The sequence below is a fragment of the Paraburkholderia hiiakae genome (assembly GCF_904848665.1).
Taxonomy (GTDB): domain Bacteria; phylum Pseudomonadota; class Gammaproteobacteria; order Burkholderiales; family Burkholderiaceae; genus Paraburkholderia; species Paraburkholderia hiiakae.
The window spans coordinates 148992-167444 of sequence record NZ_CAJHCQ010000010.1 but is presented as its reverse complement, the minus strand read 5'-3'; the positions used below and the strand labels follow the sequence as shown (position 1 = coordinate 167444).

The 18453-nt window shown below is 64.0% G+C and carries 13 protein-coding genes; 8 read left to right on the top strand and 5 right to left on the bottom strand.

What is annotated here, in order from left to right; genetic code table 11:
• The 3 genes from JMY28_RS20180 to JMY28_RS20170 form a co-directional block, all read right to left on the bottom strand.
• Positions 1-2175 (bottom strand): (Fe-S)-binding protein, encoded by a 2175-nt coding sequence (locus JMY28_RS20180; RefSeq protein WP_201697672.1) that lies wholly within the window; start codon positions 2173-2175, stop codon positions 1-3.
• 134 nt (positions 2176-2309) lie between these two features.
• Complete coding sequence (locus JMY28_RS20175; protein WP_201697671.1) at positions 2310-4502, bottom strand: oxidoreductase; 2193 nt, start codon at positions 4500-4502, stop codon at positions 2310-2312.
• 66 nt (positions 4503-4568) lie between these two features.
• Positions 4569-5681: an aminomethyltransferase family protein gene (locus tag JMY28_RS20170; protein WP_201697670.1), complete on the bottom strand. Its 1113-nt coding sequence runs from the start codon at positions 5679-5681 to the stop codon at positions 4569-4571.
• Positions 5682-6155: 474 nt separating this feature from the next.
• Between JMY28_RS20170 and JMY28_RS20165 the strand changes: the two genes are divergently transcribed.
• From JMY28_RS20165 to JMY28_RS20145, 5 genes are all read left to right on the top strand, one after another.
• Positions 6156-7112: a PDR/VanB family oxidoreductase gene (locus tag JMY28_RS20165; RefSeq protein ID WP_201697669.1), complete on the top strand. Its 957-nt coding sequence runs from the start codon at positions 6156-6158 to the stop codon at positions 7110-7112.
• Positions 7113-7135: 23 nt separating this feature from the next.
• A complete protein-coding gene (locus tag JMY28_RS20160) occupies positions 7136-8269 on the top strand; it encodes a heme-dependent oxidative N-demethylase family protein (RefSeq protein ID WP_201697668.1) in 1134 nt (377 codons plus the stop codon).
• Between the two features lie 117 nt (positions 8270-8386).
• Positions 8387-10063, top strand: coding sequence for an APC family permease (locus tag JMY28_RS20155; RefSeq protein ID WP_201697667.1), 1677 nt, complete (start codon positions 8387-8389; stop codon positions 10061-10063).
• Between the two features lie 27 nt (positions 10064-10090).
• A complete protein-coding gene (locus tag JMY28_RS20150) occupies positions 10091-10687 on the top strand; it encodes a dimethylamine monooxygenase subunit DmmA family protein (RefSeq protein ID WP_236596950.1) in 597 nt (198 codons plus the stop codon).
• Between the two features lie 179 nt (positions 10688-10866).
• Positions 10867-11295 (top strand): response regulator, encoded by a 429-nt coding sequence (locus JMY28_RS20145; protein WP_201697666.1) that lies wholly within the window; start codon positions 10867-10869, stop codon positions 11293-11295.
• Between the two features lies 1 nt (position 11296).
• Here the strand turns inward: JMY28_RS20145 and JMY28_RS20140 are convergent, their stop codons facing one another.
• Complete coding sequence (locus JMY28_RS20140) at positions 11297-13081, bottom strand: histidine kinase (protein WP_201697665.1); 1785 nt, start codon at positions 13079-13081, stop codon at positions 11297-11299.
• 77 nt (positions 13082-13158) lie between these two features.
• Between JMY28_RS20140 and JMY28_RS20135 the strand changes: the two genes are divergently transcribed.
• Together JMY28_RS20135 and JMY28_RS20130 are read left to right on the top strand one after the other, a co-directional pair.
• Entirely contained in the window at positions 13159-15081 is a 1923-nt protein-coding gene (locus JMY28_RS20135) for a PAS domain-containing protein (RefSeq protein ID WP_236596949.1), read from the top strand.
• A 43-nt stretch (positions 15082-15124) separates the two neighbouring features.
• On the top strand, positions 15125-15709 hold the full coding sequence (locus JMY28_RS20130; protein ID WP_236596964.1) for a helix-turn-helix domain-containing protein: 585 nt from the start codon (positions 15125-15127) through the stop codon (positions 15707-15709).
• A gap of 84 nt (positions 15710-15793) precedes the next feature.
• On the opposite strand, the gene JMY28_RS20125 is transcribed toward JMY28_RS20130, so the two are convergent.
• Positions 15794-16465 carry an HAD family hydrolase gene (locus JMY28_RS20125; RefSeq protein ID WP_201697663.1) on the bottom strand — a complete coding sequence of 224 codons (672 nt, stop codon included), beginning with the start codon at positions 16463-16465 and terminating at the stop codon, positions 15794-15796.
• Between the two features lie 528 nt (positions 16466-16993).
• Between JMY28_RS20125 and JMY28_RS20120 the strand changes: the two genes are divergently transcribed.
• Entirely contained in the window at positions 16994-18448 is a 1455-nt protein-coding gene (locus tag JMY28_RS20120; protein WP_407945520.1) for an ATP-binding domain-containing protein, read from the top strand.
• The last annotated feature ends 5 nt before the right edge of the window (positions 18449-18453 follow it).

The window sequence follows — 18453 nt, the reverse complement described above, 5'->3', positions numbered from 1 at the left end:
TCAGGCCGCCGCGATGGCGCGCACGCCGCCCGGCTCAGCCGGATCGTCGCCGGCCGGCTGCGCGAGGCTCTCCGCGATCAGCTCGATCAGCTCGCGCACCACGAACCGACCTTCGTAGCCGCTCGTCTTCAGCGCGTCTTCGAACATCGTCAGATCCTTCGGGCAGCAGACCACGAACACCTCCAGCCCTTCGATACGCGCGGCCTCGTGCATGCGGTTCTGCGAAGGCTTTTCCTTGCCGACCGGATCGCTCATCCAGATCCGGCCGCCGCCGGCGCCGCAGCAGAACGAGTTGTCGCGCGAGCGGGGCATGTCCACGAGCTCGCAACCGATCGCGGAGAGGATTTGCCGTGGCGCGTCGTAGCCCTTGTTGAAGCGTCCGAGGTGGCACGGATCATGGAACGTCACGCGGTAGCCGAGCTTGCGCCTCGGCTCGAGCGCCCCCTCGGACAACATGCGCGCGACGAGGCTCGTGTAGTGCTCGATCTCGAACTTGCCGCCGAAGTCGGGATACTCGTTGCGGATGGTGTTGTATGAATGCGGATCGGTCGTGACGATGCGCTTGAAGTGCGATTGCCCCAGCATCGCGATGTTGTTCTCCGCCAGCAGTTCGTAGAGCCCTTCCTCGCCCACGCGCCGCACGTCGTTGCCCGCATTCGATTCGCCCTCGTAGAGCAGGCCGAAATCGATTCCGGCGTTATGTAGCAGCGTGGCGAAGCCCTGGGTCACGCGCTGGTTGCGCGGATCGAACGAGGCGTAGTCGCCTACGAACCACAGCAGATCGACCGGCTCCTTGCGCGCATCCTTGATCTGAAAGGGCAGCGGCTTCGTCCACGCGGCGCGCTTGCGCTTCGATTCGTTAAACGAATTGCCGTTCTTGTGGATGGCCTGGAGCGTCTTTTGCACCTGCGGCTCCATTTCGCCATCCTCAACGAGTTTGCGGCGCATCTGCACGATGATGGGCACGTGCTCGACCGCGACGGGGCAGATCTCCACACAGGCCATACAGGTACGGCATGACCAGACGGTTTCCATGAACACCTGGCCGATGTCCTTGCCATGCACGTCGAGCTTCACCTCGTCGGGCAACGCGTTCTTCTGCAGCGCTTCGTTGGCGAACTCGCGCAGCGAGAGAATCACGTCGCGCGGCGAAAGCGGTGCACCCACTGCGTTCGCCGGGCAGGCCTCGTGACAGCGGCCGCACTTCGTGCAGGCGTCGAGGTTGAGTAGGTGCTTCCAGGTGAAATCGGTGATGGTCTTGTAGCCGACCTTTTCGCTATCGGGCTCGACGCGCGGCAGGCGTTGCGCTGCGAGCGGGTCGCGCATCATCAGCGAGCCCGAGGCCGTGAAAATGTGCTTGACCTTCGTGTACGGGATCAGCGCGATGAAGGTGAGCGCGAGCAGTCCGTGGAACCACCAAAGGCCGGTGCGCATCGCGTAAGCGGCCGAGGCGCTCACGCCCACCCCCTTGATCATTTCGGCGAGCAGCGCGGCCACGGGCGACCACCAGCGCGTGTCCCACACGACGGCGCGGTCCTGCAGCCAGACGAGGCGCAGCGCGCTCAGCACGAAGCCGGTGATGCCGATCAGCACGAGTGTCCAGAGGAACGCCCAGTCTTCGCGCCGGTAGCCGCTGCGGTCGTAGTCGGGGTCGCCGGGCTGGCGGTCCGGGCGCTTGTAGTCGAGCTTGGGCGGCTTGATCCAGCCGCGGCGCACCATCATGTAGATGAGCCCGGCGATCATCGAGACGCCCGCGAGATTCATCGCAAGCTTGAACAGCAGATAGAAATCGCCGTTCCAGAAGTGAAAGCCGAGAAAGCGCGCGGTGACGTCGTAGTCGACGGTGACCGTGGCGGTGCCGAGAAACAGCACCGCGAAGCCGTAAAAAATCATCCGGTGTGCGCGGCCCGCGGCGGCATCGCGGCGCGCGACGGTGCGGTGGCTCAGCACGACACGCACCATGTCCTTGAAGCGCGCTTGCAGGTCGATCTTGCCGAACGACTTCGACAAGGGTTGGCCACGCCGATATTTACGGATCTGGACGTAGACTCCCCACGCAAACGCGCCAACTGCCGTGAGGCCGATGAGATAAAACAGCGCGATCGCAAACGACGGGAAGCCCTCGAACAGGATGCGCGTGACGGTCGCGGGGTCGAATGTCGCTGAGGTTTGCATGGCTCGTCCGTTTTATGGATGGAGGGGAGGGCGCGCTTTGTACAGGCAAAGCGCGCCCGTGCCAGGCGGTCGAGCGCGCCTGACGAAACCGCGCACCGTGTTGCCACGGTGCCGGAGCCGGACTCCGTGCTCTTCTACTTCTTGTAGTGGATCTGGTAGGTGCCTTCGGGCAGGTGCGGCGTGCCCCATACGGCCACTTCCCGCTTGTACGGCAACGGGAACTGCGCGTTGGCCTCCTCGATCTCGCGCGCGAGACGGTGGCCCGTGAAGGTCGCGTCGGCGATCAGACGCGGTGCTTCGGCGTCGCCGATCAGATACACCGCCTTGATACCCTTGCTTTCCCATTGATCCTGCTTTGCCTTCACTTCGCGGTAGAGCGTGTCATTCGAGCGGCGGCCGGTCACGAGCACGAGCGAGTCGAACTCGAGCCAGCGGTGTGTCTTGTTCGCGTCGCGCGGCAACTGGCCCGGGCCCTTGTAGGTCCGGCGCGAACCGTCGCCCCAGATGTTGTAGATCTCGATGCGGCCCTTCTCGATGCGGCTCGCGAAGTGATCGCCCATCTCCGTCACGTGCAACTCGTGCAGGCGGCGCATCATGTTCGGATACTCGAGCGTGAAGTGCATGTAGTTCGCCAGATGCACGCCGCTTACGATCGTCACTTCGTGGCCGGCCGCCGCGAGCTTCTCCGCGAGGCTTGGCGCCATGAAGTAGGTGTCCGCATTGAGGATCACGACGCGCTTGCCGATCGGCTTCTTGCCCGCAAGCACCTGCTCCGGCGTCAACTGGTCAGGTTGCGAGGCATCGGCACCGGGGATCGGATCGTGCGTAAGGCAGTTGGTGCCGTCGCCCACCCAATGCGAACCGGTTGCGATCACAACTTTTTCAGCGCCGTAGTCGAGCACGTCGGCGGCGGTTAGCGGCTTCACGCCGAGTGCCAGTTGGCTCTGCTTGTTCTTTTTGAGCAGCTTGGCGATCTGCGTTTCGCGGTAGTCGCGGTGATAGCCCCATTCGCCGAGTCCCGGCAGCGTGACGACGCTATTCAGATGGCCGCCGATCTTCTCCGCCGAATCGACGAGGTGGACGGTGTAGCCGCGCTGCATCAGCACGCGTGCGCATTCCGAGCCCGACGGGCCCGCGCCGACCACGAGCACCGAGTCGCCCGACTTGCATTCTTCGAACTTCTCCGGGTGCCAGCCGCGGCGGTACTCTTCACCGGCCGTGGCGTTCTGCGTGCAGATCATCGGCGGCCCACCGATTTCCCAGCGCGAAATACAGACGTTGCAGCCGATACAGACGCGAATGTCGTCGATGCGGCCTTCCTCGACCTTTTTCGGCAGGAACGGATCGGCGATCGAGGGGCGGGCGGCGCCGATGATATCGGCATAGCCCTTCGTGACGATCTCGGTCATCTTCTCCGGGTCGGTAAAGCGGCCCACGCCCAGCACCGGCTTCTTCGAGACCTGCTTGATGAACTTCGTCCAGGGCACCTGGTGGCCCTGCAGATAGAAGCGCGAGGGGCCCGCGTCCTCGCCCCACTCGGCGATGTCGCCCACGTCCACGTCCCACAGGTCGACGAGCGGATCAGCCATTTCGACGAACTTCATGCCGTCGTTCTCGACTTCGACGCCGCCGCTGCCGTAGAGCGTGTCCACGGCGAAGCGCGTGGCGATGGCGCAGTCCTTGCCCACTGCATTGCGGACTTTCTCGAGTGTTTCAAGCCAGAAGCGTGCGCGGTTTTCGAGCGAGCCGCCGTAGCCGTCCGTGCGCTTGTTGTAGTAGGGCGAAAGGAACTGCAGCGGCAGATACGAGTGTGCGCCGTACACGTAGACGATATCGAAACCGGCGTCGCGTGCGCGCAGGGCCGCTTCGACGTAGTACTGCTGGACGTCGCGAATATCGTCGAGGTCCATTTCCTTGCAGTACGTAAGCGTTTCGAACTCCGAAGCAAACTGGCTGGGACCGCGCGGCGTGGCGCGGCTTTCCATGCAGGGCGCGTGCGAGCCGCCGTACCACATTTCGATGCCGGCGAGCGCGCCGTACTTGTGCACTTCCTCGGTCATCGCCCGCAGATTGCGCACGTCGCCCTCGTCCCAGATGCGGGCGGAGAGGCGGTGCGTGTCGTCCGACTCCGGGTGGATCGAGCAGTACTCGGTGTTCATCGCCGCCCAGCCGCCTTCGGCCTTCATCGAGCGGTGCGCGGCCTGGAAGCCGGGCAGGTTGCTGCCCGCGCCGATGCAGTGCGGGACTTGATAGAAGCGGTTGCGCAACGTTTTCGGACCGATCTGGATGGGCTCGAACAACACGTCATAGCGGGGATCGCGGGACATGGGGACATATCTCCTGTTGTGTATTCTGGCTACGTGATGCTTAGTTCGTGGCTACGTGGTCGATACTCAGGCCGCGACACGCGTGCGCACGCGTTGCGGGTCATAGAATGGCGTGCGAGTGACGGTGCCGCTAAAGGTGCCCGAGGCGTCGTGAATCTCTACCTTGGTGCCGAGCGCCGTATGCGTAGGCTTTAGATGGACCATCGCGAGCGACTGCATCAGATATCGGCTAAACGTCGCGCTCGTAACGACACCCACCTGCTCCTTTCCGATAAAGATCTTCGAGCCCGCCGCGACCGCGCCGTCGTGCTTCACGAGCACGCCCGCCTGCTTGAAGCGCTCCTTGCCGCGTGCGTTGAGAAGGGCCGCCTTGCCGATGTAGTCACCGGGTTTGTCGACGTCGATCATCCAGTCGAGGTTCACTTCCCACGGCGTGACGTCGCGTTCGGGCATGTCGAACGGATAGAAGAGCAGCGCGGCTTCGATGCGCGCAAGCTCGAGCGAGGTCCACGAAGCCGGCACGATGCCGAGCGGCTTGCCCGCTTCGAGAATGGCGTCCCACAGCGCGATGGCGTCGCTGGCGCTGCACGAGACTTCGAAGCCCTGCTCGCCGGAATAGCCGCCGCGCGAGATGATGATCTTGCGGTCGAACAGCTGGGTCTCGACGTGTGCGAAATACGGCAGCTTCGCGAGATCGATGCCGATGTGCGGCTGCAGGATGGCCGCGGCGCGTGGACCTTGCAGCGACAGCATGTGTACGTCGAAGTCCTGGTGCCATTCGACATCGCGGCCCTCCGCCGCGCGGCGCAGATGAGACTGTGTCGAGCCGCCGCCGTGCGAGATGCGGTATTGATTCGGCGCGTCGTAGATCACCATCAGGTCGTCGCAGATCACGGCGCGTTCGTCGACTTCGGCGGCAAGGCGCGCCGTGCCGGGCTTCATCTTCGTGACGTCGATTGCGCAGATGCTGTCGATCACGGCGCAGGCGTCCGGGCCGCTCACGCGAAGGATGTTCAGCGCGCTGATATCGTAAAGGCCCGCCGTCGAGCGCACGGCGACCACCTCGTCGTTCGGGTCGCTGTTGTAGTACCAGGGCAGCGGCATGTCGTTCCACATATCGCCGTCCAGCTTCGAGCCCAGCTCGCGATGGCGGATATTCAAAATTGATTGCCTGGTCATAGCGTTTTCCCGAGGTTGAGAGCCTTGCGTGACTTACATGAATAAAGGCCGACGCATCTGAGCCGATTGGCCGGAACGAGGGCCGCTGGATGGCAATCAGTCTCGGTCGTTAAAATCGGCGTCACAATCGCCCGGAGGCGCTACCTCCGAGTGGGTAGGCACACTACTTCGTGCCGTCGCGGGAGTCTTTCGAATGCCTCACAAAACGTTGCATCGCGTGGCGGTGTATCCGCGCAGACATGTGCCGCACGCCTGTTGTACGGCCATCCGGCGGTCATTCGACGTCGTGAATGGAGTCTGAATGCACCCTCGCGGGCGTAGCGCAGGGGCTACCCCCTATGAATCATTGATCTCCCTTTTTTGCTCGCCGATTCTTCTCGTACAGATTCGCTGCCATGCATGCGTGTGTCCGGTTCAGGGTCTTCCCTGAGCATCGACTGGGCGCGCGTTCATCTGACTTGAGGATCAATGGCCATGAAAGGACCGAAGGCGATTCCAGTACGTGTCGAGCGGGTGGAGGACATCACGGCCGATATCCGGCGCTTTACGCTTGTGCCGGCAGAGGGCGGGCAACTGCCGGCGTATTCCGCCGGCAGTCATGTCGTGGTGACCATGCGCGGCGACGCGCGCACCTGGCGCAACGCTTACTCGTTGACGAAGCCGGCGGGCGTACGCGACGCGTATCAGATCATGGTGCGCCGCGTGCCTGCCTCGCGCGGCGGTTCGGCCTTCATGCACACGCAGGTGCAAGAGGGCAGCCGGCTCGAAATCTCGATGCCGTCGAACTTCTTTCCGCTCGCACGGCGCGCGGGCAAGCATGTGATCGTCGCGGGCGGGATCGGCATCACGCCGTTTCTATCGATGTTGCCCGAGCTTGCGGCGAGCGGCGCCCACGTGGAAGTGCATCTGTGCTGCCGCCCCGAGGATGCCGAGGCGCTCGGCGCGTTGATCTCCGATCGCATCGTTGGCGGTGTTGCCATCTACACCGACGTGCAGGACTCCGAAACGCGTTTTGGTGCGCTGCTCTCCGCGCAGCCCCCCGGCACGCATCTCTACACCTGCGGCCCCGCCGGTTTGATGGATGGCCTCGCACAACTCGCACGCTCGCTGGGCTGGCCCGACAGTCATTTTCATCAGGAGAGCTTCGGCGGGGCCTCGCACGGCGAACCGTTCGTGGCGGTGCTCGCGAAGAGCGGCTGCGAGGTGGCGGTGGGCGGCGACCAGAGCCTGCTCGAAGCGCTCGAAGCGGCCGGCATCGACGCGCCCTACATGTGCCGCGGCGGTGCGTGCGGGACCTGTGCGCTGGAGGTGCTGGAAGGCGAGCCCGAACATCGCGACTTTTTCCAGAGCGCCGCCGAGCGGGCGACGAATTGCAGCGTGCTGCCTTGCGTGTCCCGCGCACGCAGCGAGCGTCTCGTGCTGAACATCTGACGAATACGAGGAAGCCCAACGCCATGTCCATAGCCTTCAAGCCCGACGAGTCGTTTCGCGACGCCTACACGTTTCGCAACAGCGACGAAGCGATTCTGCGTTATCCGTTTCCGTTTCCGGAAGACCGCTACATGTATTCGGTGAACATCGAGCCGCATGTGCCCGGTGATGCCGGAACGGTCTACCGGGCGGCATTCGACGTGGACGAGCATTACGTTGCCGAGTGCCGCGACCGCGCGCTTACGCTCGAGCGCGATCCGCTGCGCTGCCAGGTGCTCGAGCACATGGACGCGGCCCAGTGGGACACGCTGGAACTGATCATGGAGAGCCTTGCGCGCGACTACCCGGAGCATTTCCAGCTCGAGCGCGACGGTACGCGCTGGACGTGGACGAACCGCCCGCTCGGGCTCACGCAGAACTTCGTGTTCGGCGATGCGGCCACGTTGCCGTGCCCGCCGTTCGAGTACATCACGCGCCAGGCGCAGGGCGACTTCTGCCTGCTCGATCATCGCGAGGACAATCTGTTCATGGACGGGGGCACCGTGACGACTCAGGCCGACTGGTCGCTCGACTTCGACCTCGGCATGAGCTTTATGGAATGGCACGGTCCGGTGCCGCTCGCTCATCAGGCCGGCATATTCGAGCGTGCGCTGAAATTCTTGTTGCGCCTCCAATCAGGTTCGCCGGTACGGCGCCTGAATTGGACGATGACGGTCAATCCGCGTCTCGACACCTCTCCCGAGCAATATCCCGAGTGGGGTCCCGACCGCGCGAGCATCACGCCGGAGAACGTTGCCGGCAAGTTGCATCTGCGCGTGGAGTTACAGACGCTTTTCAGGCTGCCGCGCAGCAACGCCATCCTGTTCTGCGTGCGCTGCTACCTGATTGGCCTTGGCGAGCTGGCCCGCGTGCCGAAATGGGGCAAGCGGCTGCACCGCGTGTTGGGCACGCTGCCGCCCGAGCTTGCCGAGTACAAGGGGCTCGTCCGTTATCGCGAGATGGCTACGCAATGGCTTTCGCAATTCGACGACGGGGCGCCGACCACCATCGGCACGCAGCCGGAAGTCGAACGCTTGACCCCGCAGCGCGGCGAGGCGCGGGGCGCAGACGCACCAGCCAGCCATGTTCACCCGAAACCGAGTTTTGCCAGCACTTGAGCCCTATCCCGTAACCGCGCCGCGCGCTGAGCGCGACGTACAGTTGCGGACGCACCCCACATTCCGTATCCAGGCCGCCACCCACAGCGGTCCCTCACCAGAGTAAGGAAAACCGATATGAATGCGATTCGCGAAGACCTTGTCGTTGAAGTGGAAGGGTCCTTACAGCGCAAGATCAGCTGGACAGGCGCGTTCTGGGTGGCAAGCGGCGTGCCGGCGCTCGTGCTGTTCTCGATCGGCTCGATTGCCGCGACCGTGGGCAAACTGTCGTGGGCCGTGTGGATCATCTCGATCGGCCTCGGCTTCGTCCAGTCGTTCTCGTACGCGGAGATCGCCGGGCTCTTCCCGCACAAGTCAGGCGGCGCGTCGGTGTACGGCGCAATCGCCTGGGTGCGCTACTCGAAGCTGTTCGCGCCGCTGTCCGTGTGGTGCAACTGGTTCGCGTGGTCACCCGTGCTCGCGATCGGCTCCGGGCTCGCGGCGGGATATGTGCTCTCGATTCTCTTTCCCGCCGACTCCGCCATCAATACCTGGCAGATCACGCTCGTGAGCCTCGACTGGCTGCGCAGCGGCCTGAGCCTGCGGATCAACGCGACATTCATACTGGGCGCGGCGATACTGCTGATCACGTTCGCGATCCAGCACCGCGGCATCATGAACGCGGCGCGCATCCAGACTATCCTCGGCGTGGCCGCGCTGATTCCGCTGATTCTCGTCGGCACGGTGCCGCTCTTCACGGGCGATGTGCCCCTGCACAACCTGTTTCCGCTCGTGCCATTCGCGAAGGACAGTGCAGGGCAGATCATCGACGGCACCTGGGGGCGTGCAGGCATCACGCTGATGGCGGGCGGCTTGTTCGTTGCCGCCTGGTCCACCTACGGCTTCGAGACTGCCGTATGCTACACGCGTGAGTTTCGCGACCCGAAGGCCGACACGTTCAAGGCGATCCTGTACTCAGGCCTCCTCTGCATCTTCGTTTTCACGGTGGTGCCGCTCTCGTTCCAGGGCGTGCTCGGCCTCGGCCACCTCGTTACGCCCGAGGTGAAGGACGCCGCCGGCAACGTGGTGACGCCCGCGCTCTATAGCGGCATGCTCTCGCCGGACATCTACAGCGGCATGGGCGTGGCCAAGGCGATGGCGCCGATGATCGGCGGCGGTCTGCTGGTCGAGCGCGTGCTCGTCGTGATGCTGGTGCTCGCGCTGGTGCTCGCGATCATGACCTCGATGGCGGGTTCGTCTCGCACGCTGTATCAGGCCTCGGCGGACGGGTGGCTGCCGAAGTATCTCTCGCACGTCAACGAGCACGGCGCGCCCACTCGCGCGATGTGGACCGACCTGTGCTTCAACCTGATCCTGCTGATGATGTCGGACTATGTGTTCGTGCTCGCGATGTCCAACGTCGGCTACATCATCTTCAACTTCCTGAACCTGAATTCCGCGTGGATTCACCGCCTCGACCGCGGCAACTGGCACCGCCCCTTCCGTGCGCCCAACTGGCTGATCGTGCTCGGCACGCTGTTCTCCTTCGTCAATCTCGCGCTCATGGGCATGGGCGCGGACACATGGGGCCAGGGGACGCTGGTCTCGGGGCTGTGCTTCGCCGCCCTGATCCTGCCCGTCTTCCTGTTTCGCCACTACATCACCGACAAGGGACATTTCCCCGACACGATGAAGGAAGACATGGAACTAGTGGGGGATGGAAAGGTTGTGAAGCGCGCCGGGATACTGCCTTATTTGACGATCGCAGCCGGCGTTGCCGTGGTCGTGGTGACCCACAGCCTTGCAATTTATTGACGACTGTCGAGACGGAGGGCGCCCCCGATGATGACCTCGCTTAACAAGAGCCGCCCGGTGTATGCGCCGCTCGAAGCCGACCCGCGCGGCACGCAGCACTGGCTTGTGACCTCTGGCGCGACCGAGGCGGCCCGCTCCAGCGCGTTCAGCGCATTGAGCAATGTGTCGCCGCTTGAAATCTGGTCAGTCGACGAGGACATGGCGCACGCGGGCGCCGGCGCCGCCTGCGCGCTGGCGAACGCCGTGGCGCACCACTTCGACGGCGATGACGAATTGCTCGGCGCGCTGGCCGTTGCGCTGCGCCACGCCCACGTGGGTCTGCGCGTCTATGCGCTTGGCACTGAGCCATTCATCTGGTCGGTGCAGCAGGTCGCCGCGCGTGTGGGCATCGCACCGGAGGCCGTGCGGGTGGTGCACAGCGGGAGCCTGCACCGGCGCGTTTACTGCATCCACTGCCGCGCGATGAACGAGGGTGTGACGGCCAACCTGGTGCCCTGCGCGGGTTGCGGCAGGCGCCTGCTCGTGCGCGATCACTTTTCGCGCCGGCTCGCGGCATTCATGGGCGTGCAAGCCGACGCCGAAGTGCCCGGCGAGTTGCCTGAGATCGAGCACACTTATCTCTAGTGGCGGCGTTGCCGCTTTTACCCGGCTCACGTGAGGTATTACGTGAGCCTTTTTTATTTCTGTTCCCCACTCAGCCCGCTACCTCCAAAGGAGAACCTCCTCTTGCGGATTGCCGCTCGCCGCCGGCGCGCCATACTGGCATCGTTAGGCCTGACGCCGTTTTGCATAAGGAAAGGGGCATGGAGTCTGTCACCACCGTACTTCTCGTCGATGATCATGCCCTGGTCCGGGCAGGCGTGGCGCAGCTCATCGAGATGAATCCGGCCTTTCGCGTCGTGGGCGAGGCGGGGTCGGGTCGCGACGGCGTGGCGATGGCGCTCGAACTCGAGCCCGATGTGGTTCTGGTTGACCTCAACATGCCGGAAATGAGCGGGGTGGAAACCATTTCCCTGATGCGCGATCAGGGCGTCGAGGCGCGCTTCGTCATGCTGACGGTCTCCGATAACGAGCGCGACGTCGTGGCCGCGCTGCGTGCCGGCGCGCACGGCTATCTGCTCAAGGACATGGAACCTGAAGAGCTGTGCCTGAACCTGCAGAAGGTAGTGCAGGGCACCGCAGTGCTCAGCGTGCCAGTCACAGGCAATCTTGCGCCCGCGCTCGCGCGCTGACTTACCGCATGGAGCTTCCCAATCCGATGCGCGCCTGTTGCGCGAAGGAGGCCGGCACGAACGTGAGCACGATGCACGAGCCGGGCTCGTTCGAGCGGATCTCGAGCCGGCCGCCGAGACTGCGTGAGCGCTCGCGCATGATCGAGAGCCCGTAGTGATGCTCACCGCCGGTTTCGGTGGCGATGCCGCGGCCATCGTCCGCGATCGTGACGGTCACCTCGCGCTCATTCGACGAGAGCGTCACGAGCGCGCTGGATGCGCGCGCGTGACGTACGACATTGGTGAGCGCCTCGCGCACGATCTGACCGATGTGCAGCTCCTCGTTGACGGTGAGCCGCACGCGGCGGATGCGGTTGTCGACCGAGATCTGCACTTCGCTGCGCGAGGACAGCTCTTCGGCAACCTCCTCGAGCGTCGCGGCGAGGCCGCGCGCGTGCACCGACGTGCGGAACGTGGTGAGCAGCTCGCGCAGCTGGCGATAGGCGCTGTCGATGCCTTCGCGGATGGCCTTCGCGATCTGGCCGGCGTCGCTCTGGGAGAGCTCTTCGGGCAGCACCGCTTGCAGCCGCGCGAGCTGGATCTTCATGTACGAGAGCGATTGCGCGAGCGAATCGTGGAGCTCGCGCGCAATGGCGTTGCGCTCTTCGAGCAGCGTCATGCGCCGGTCGCGCACGTCGCGGCTCAGGTTGGAGATGGCGTGCGCGAGCACGCTTGCGGTTGTCTCCAGCAGATGCAGGTGGCGCTGCTCGTAGCGCGCGTCGGACCTGGCTTCGCCGATCAGCACGCCGTACGTGCCCGAGGGCACGCGCACCGGCACCGCAAGCACCGTCAACAGGCAGCCCGTCTCGCTGTCGGGCAGCGAGCGCACCCCGGAGAGCGACATCAGCTCGTTCACGACGTGGTCGCGCACGATGTGCGGCGCATGGCCGCCAGGCGCCAGGATGGGGTCGACGCCCAACAATTGCGCCGAGGTTTCGGAGAGCACGAGCGCAATGCGTTGCACGCGCAGGATGCCGAGCAAGCGCTGCAGCAGCGCTTCGAGCGTGCCGCCGGTCGGCACGTCTTCCGCGAGTTGCGCGCAGATATAATGCAGCAGGTCGAGCGACTGGTCGGCAAATGCGATATGGTCTTCGACAATGCGCTTGAGGCGTGCCGATTCGTCCTGCTCGCTACGCAGCCGAGCCACGAGACCGTTGATCACCAGGATCAGGCGATCGATCTCGTCGCGTCCGGCGGGCACGGTGTGCTCGGCCTCTGCCAGCATATGCAGGGGCAGCGCCGGATGCACGACAAGTGCGCGCCGCGCGCCCCATGCAAGCGAGAAGATGCCGGCGAACAGCAGCGCCGCAATGCAGGCCTCGAGCAGCGTGATGACGGCTTCCAGCGCGTCGCTCTGGCGCACGATCTCGGCCCTTAGCGCATCGAGCTCCCCGGACGCAGCATGTGCGTTTTCGAGCGCGACCAGTTGAGCGGCGATGTCCGGCGTGGGCGCGCCATGTTGCCGCCAGTGGGCCAACAACGTATCGTTGTGTACGAGCTCTGCGGCCTGGGCGTTGAGTCTGGCGGCGGCATCGGGTGCCGCGGCTGCGATGCTCGTAGCGATGCGGCGCAGCCGCGCCGCATCGGCGAGCGTGACGGCCGCCTGCTCGTAGGTACCCTTGTTGTCCAACTGCACGCGCGTGCAAACGAACAGCACGGCGATCAGCGCGACGAGGCACGCGAGCACGATGCAGGTTTTCGCATAAAGCGGATAGCGACGCAGCCAGGCACGGTCGGCGGCATTCATCTCGAGACAAGTAGCGAAGAGGGCGGGGGGCGGGCTCTGACCACCACGCCCGGATTGCGGAATCGCGAGGCCAACGCATGATGACAGTTTATCTGTTTTCCACCACGTTGCTGGTGGTTGTAGTGGGGTTGGTGCTGCCGAGGCTCGGTCCGGGTCAGGGCGTCGACGTGCTGTTGTATATCGCCATTGCCTTTGCGCTTGCACTGGCAAGCGGACTGCTCGCGCTTGCCTTTGCGTTCGGTGCGAAGCGGGCGGTGCGGCGTGGCATGCGCACTTCGGCGGCGCCCGAGCTGACCTCGTTCGCCGAAAATCTTTCGACGCCGGCCGTGCTGCTCGACAACGATGCGGTCGTATTCGTCAACGGTGCGTTTCTCAAGCATGCCCGCTGGGAGCACCATGCCGACGAGATCGTCGGCATGCCGTTCGGCAATCTCGTGCATCCGCAGTCGCAGCTGGATCTGACGAAGCTGTTGGCGCAGGCCGGCGACGAGAGCGAGCGCACCTCCGGATCCCTGCGCCTTGCATACGGTGACGGCACGTCCAGGCGCCAACCCGTGACGGTGCTGCGGGGCAGGGGCTCGCGCTTGACGCTGCTGCAGTTTCAGGCGCCGTATGCGAGCGCCGACGCACAACGTAGCGAAGCGCAGATCCAGCAGCACTGCCAGGATCTCGTCGCTCACTTGCCGCAGGCGCTGTTCCGCATCGATCGTGAGCAGAATCTGATCTTCGTGAACCCTGCATGGCGCAGCATGCTGCGCGTCGTCGGCGGGGGAGGCGATTTTCCCCCGCTCGCCGGCTTCGTGCATCCCGAGGATCGGGCGATGCTCACGACGCGCCTCACGACGCTACTCGACGGTAGTTTGAGCGAGCTGATCACGGTCGTGCGCATGATCCGCGCCGACGAGACGATGTTCCATGTCGAATTGCGCTGCCGCGGCGTGGCAGACGAAGAGGGCCAGTTGATCGGCGCGGTGGGGCTCGCGCTCGACGTCTCGAATAGCCGCCGCAACGAGGAGGCATTGCACGCGAGCCGCCGCAGCCTGCGCATGCTGCTCGCGAACGTGCGCGCGATGATCTATCGCGGGCAGAACAACCGCCTTTGGTCGATGGAGTTTGTGAGCGAGGGCTGCTTCGAGCTGACCGGCTACGAACCGAACGAATTGCTCGACGAAGCCGTGATGGGATTCGTCTCGCTCATCCATCCCGAGGACCGCGAGTTCGTCTGGAATGAAATCCAGTCACGCGTGTCCGTCGGCGAACCGTATGAGGTGACCTACCGTATCGTCGACCGCGCCGGCCAGGCCAAATGGGTGTGGGACCAGGGGCGTGGGATCTTCTCCGCACGCGGTGAACTGCTGGGCCTGGAAGGCTTCATCATCGAGGTGACTCGGCGGCAGATGGCCGAGGAGAGCGCACGGCGCCGGCTCGTGTTCGACCGCTCGACGGGGCTGACAAATTCAGCGATGTTCATGGACCGGTTGAGCTTTGCAGTCGCGTTTGCGCGGCGTAACGGGCAGCCGTGCACGGTCTTCGCGGTTCGCGTGACCGACTTCGAGAGAGTGACCGTGCGTTTCGGCGCGGAGTACGCCGACCGTGTGCTTGTCGAGTTGGGGCGGCGCTTGCAGGCCATCCAGAGCGACTTGAACTGCGCGACATTGCTCGACAAACAGGATTTTGCGATCATGCTCACCGACTTTACGGCGACAGCGCTAGCCTGGTGCGAGAGCGCCGAGCAGGTCGCGGCGCTGGTGCGGGACGACAGCACGGCCGCCTTCGAAATCGTCGCGGAAGGATTGCGCGACATCGTAGGCCGTCCGGTGCGTATCGATGGGCATGAGTTCTGTGCCACGGCGCAAGTCGGTTGGGTGCTTGCGCACGACGAATTCCCGCAAGCACTGGACATGCTCGACAGCGCTCTGGCGGCGGGACAAGCGTCGGGCGCGGGCCGTGCGGCAGGCACGGCAAATCAACGGGGACAGGCAGATGACGAAGCGCAATGACACAGACGCGCCGGGGGCCGCACACGGAGTGCACGATCACTCGATGTCGATCGAGCACTTCATCGGCAAGGTCGTGCGCGAAAATCGCACGAATCAGGGGCTCACGATCGCCGAGCTGGCGGAGCAGAGCGGGCTGTCGCGCAGCATGGTCTCAAAGATCGAGAACGGACAGGTGTCCACCAGCCTCGAATCGATGGTGAGTATCGCGCGCGCGCTCGGCATCTCGATGTCAACGCTGTTTCGAAATTTCGAAGGCCAGGAAGGCAACGCGCAACACGTGAAGGCCGGCACGGGCATGGAAGTGGTTCGGCGCGGGACGACCAGGGGGCACACCTACCGTCTATTGGCCTACGATCAAGGGCCCGCCAAGCTGTTCGAGCCGTTCCTCATATCGATGGACGACGAGTCCGAGATCTTCCCGACTTTCGAGCATCCCGGCACCGAGTTTATCTACATGCTGCAAGGCAAGATGGAGTATCGGCACGGCAATCGCAGCTACCTGCTGCAACCGGGCGATGCATTCACGTTTCGCGGATCGGTACCCCACGGACCAGAGCGTCTGATCAAGCTGCCGATCCGTTTCATCACGGTCATCATGTACGGGCACGCTGGCGGGGCGGACTCCTGAGCACCCGGGCATGGCCGACCACAGGCCGTCATGGCCGATCGTCAAAGTGGGGCTCGCGCCAAAGCGTGTGAGCCGGGGAAGCACTCACGCAGGGTGGTCTTTCCCGAACCACGCAGAAACGCGCTCGATCGCCTGATCCAGGCTCTCAAGCATCGTCAAGCTGATCCCAATGACCTCGACCGACGGCTGCTTCAGGTCAGGCACCGTCACGACTCGTATTCCCGCTCGGTGTGCCGCAAGCACACCGTTCTCACTGTCCTCGAACGCCAGACAATCGCTCGGCGATTTCCGCAGACGAGAAACGGCAAGCTCATAGACCGCCGGATCCGGCTTACCACGGGAGACTTCGTCCCCTCCGGCAATCGCCTCAAAGAAGTCGAGCACGCCGACCCGTGCAAGTCGAGTTCGAATCTCTTCTCCGCTCGATGACGACGCTACCGCGCACGAGACTCCAGCCTTGCTCAACGTGGCCAGCAGGGCATGTACGCCGGGCTTCAATGGATACCGCGGTGGTGTCGTTGGGGACTGCAGTCGCTGTCGGGCTCGCGTAAGCGCTTCCCGAAAGACCGGCTCTGTTCCGAACATCGTGGCCAGCATCGCGTGACACTCTTGCAGCGACCTTCCGATGATTTCGACATAGTCTTCAGGGCGGATATGCACCCCCAATTCGCGTCCGACAGCGATCCACGTGTTCATGATCGTTCGCTCGGAATCGATCAATAACCCGTCCATGTCGAAGATTGCCGCAGAGAACATAGGTAACGATCCTAAGGCTTGAAGTGCATGCCACTATAACCGCATCGTGGACTCGGTTGCGGGAACGATGCTTGCCCGTACCAAGCCATCACGCTCCCCAAAATGGCAGCGCCTCGCCTGCCGAAGCCCGTCGACACACTCTGGGTCGCGCGCCTCACGTCTCCATATGCGAGTGGTGATGAGCCTCCGGTTGTGACAAACGCGGTACATTGCGTATGTCTTCCCAACGCAAATCAACATTATTAACATAAACAATTTTTTAATATGCATTCCTATGTTTCTGATCTGAAACAACGCTGGTTTCAGATCGATGGTGCGCCGAAAACGGGCTTGACCCTGTTGACACGTGACGGGCGCTGCTGCCTTCCGCAACGCCAGGTGTGCTGTTTCCGGTGCTCAAATGCTCGACTGTGCTGATGATGCCCCGGGGGCCCGTCTGTTCGATCGGCTGTGGGCTATGCGAGAATCGGCAGATCCACATCGCCAGGGGCGATCGCACATGAGGCCGGGTATCGCGTGAAGAGAAGCTTGATTCCTACTGCAGAGCAGCAGGCCGTGATCGACGCGGCGCTTTGCGCCGGCGACCTGAAGGTCAAGGCATTTGCCAGCGCAGGCAAGACTTCGACACTTCAGCTCGTGGCAGAGCAGTTCGGCCTGCGGCGCGGTATGTACCTCGCCTTCAATCGGGAAATCGCCGCGAGCGCAGTCCGGCGCTTTCCGCCGCACGTCGTCTCGCGGACGATGCATTCGCTGGCATGGGCCTGCGTCAGTCCGTTGCTGCGAAGCCGGATGAGTCTTCAGGGCGAGCCACCGCATGAACTGGCTGCACGCTACGGACTGGGTCCGCTGGAAGTGCGCACGGTGACGGGAAAGGCCGTCGAGATTGCTCCGTTCGAGATCGGACGGATGATCGCCGACGGGCTCGACCGGTTCTGCCGGTCGGCGGATATCCAGCCGGCAACGCAGCATATCGTCGTCGACGAAAAGATCGACGGCGAGGTGGCCGCGCAACTGCGCGCCTACCTGCTGCCTTACGTGGGGCGGCTCTGGGAAGAGGGCACGGCAGCCCACACAGGAACGCCCATTTCGCCAGACGTGCTCCTTAAACTCTGGGCGCTCTCCGAGCCGCGCGTCGAAGCCGATTTCATCCTCTTCGACGAGGCCCAGGACAGCGACGGTGTGATGCTTTCGGTCCTTGGCCGGCAGCGCCACGCGCAGATCATCTACGTGGGCGACCCTTACCAGCAGATCTACGAGTGGCGCGGCGCGGTCAACGCGATGGCGCAGATCGACGCGCCCGAATGTGCGCTCACGGAGTCGTTCCGCTTTGGCGACACGTTCGCGGTGCTCGCGAGCCGTCTGCTCACGCTGCTGGGCGAACGCACGCCCATCCGGGGACAGGAAGCGATCGGCTCGCTCATGGTGGAAGATCCCGAGCTGGCGCCGCCGGTCGACGCGATCCTGTGCCGGAAGAACGTCACGGCGATCTGGCAGTTCGCGGCGGGACTCGAAGCGGGACATCGACCGGCAATCCGGATGAGTCCGGCCGAGATTCTCGCTTACGCTGATGGCGCGGACCGGTTGCTGGCCGGCCAGCGGGCTTTCCGCCCGGCGGCGCTTTCGCTGTTCGAGAACTGGAGCGAGGCGCAGGCGTTCGCGCGCAGTGCGTTTGGCCAGGACCTGCTGCCGGTGGTGCGCATCGTCGACGAGCTGGGTACAGGCTATCTGCGGGCCCTGGCACAGCGCTCGGCGGCGGAAGGCGCCGCCGACTATGTGATCTCGACCGTGCACCGCGCGAAGGGTCTTGAATGGAAGCGCGTCAGGGTGGCCGACGATTTCCGCCTGCGGGGTGCTGAGGGCAACCCGATGCCGGACGACGACGAGCTGCGGCTGCTCTACGTGGCCGTGACCCGCGCACAGCATGTCCTCGATATCTCCGGATTGCGCGACGAGCTGCTGCGGCTTTTCAGTCTCCGACGCTAGCGTCT

Bases quoted from the DNA above. Each gene is read 5' to 3' on its own strand.
- JMY28_RS20180 (WP_201697672.1), bottom strand. From the start codon at position 2,175: ATGCAAACCTCAGCGACATTCGACCCCGCGACCGTCACGCGCATCCTG.
- JMY28_RS20175 (WP_201697671.1), bottom strand. From the start codon at position 4,502: ATGTCCCGCGATCCCCGCTATGACGTGTTGTTCGAGCCCATCCAGATC.
- JMY28_RS20170 (WP_201697670.1), bottom strand. From the start codon at position 5,681: ATGACCAGGCAATCAATTTTGAATATCCGCCATCGCGAGCTGGGCTCG.
- JMY28_RS20165 (WP_201697669.1), top strand. From the start codon at position 6,156: ATGAAAGGACCGAAGGCGATTCCAGTACGTGTCGAGCGGGTGGAGGAC.
- JMY28_RS20160 (WP_201697668.1), top strand. From the start codon at position 7,136: ATGTCCATAGCCTTCAAGCCCGACGAGTCGTTTCGCGACGCCTACACG.
- JMY28_RS20155 (WP_201697667.1), top strand. From the start codon at position 8,387: ATGAATGCGATTCGCGAAGACCTTGTCGTTGAAGTGGAAGGGTCCTTA.
- JMY28_RS20150 (WP_236596950.1), top strand. From the start codon at position 10,091: ATGATGACCTCGCTTAACAAGAGCCGCCCGGTGTATGCGCCGCTCGAA.
- JMY28_RS20145 (WP_201697666.1), top strand. From the start codon at position 10,867: ATGGAGTCTGTCACCACCGTACTTCTCGTCGATGATCATGCCCTGGTC.
- JMY28_RS20140 (WP_201697665.1), bottom strand. From the start codon at position 13,081: ATGAATGCCGCCGACCGTGCCTGGCTGCGTCGCTATCCGCTTTATGCG.
- JMY28_RS20135 (WP_236596949.1), top strand. From the start codon at position 13,159: ATGATGACAGTTTATCTGTTTTCCACCACGTTGCTGGTGGTTGTAGTG.
- JMY28_RS20130 (WP_236596964.1), top strand. From the start codon at position 15,125: ATGTCGATCGAGCACTTCATCGGCAAGGTCGTGCGCGAAAATCGCACG.
- JMY28_RS20125 (WP_201697663.1), bottom strand. From the start codon at position 16,465: ATGTTCTCTGCGGCAATCTTCGACATGGACGGGTTATTGATCGATTCC.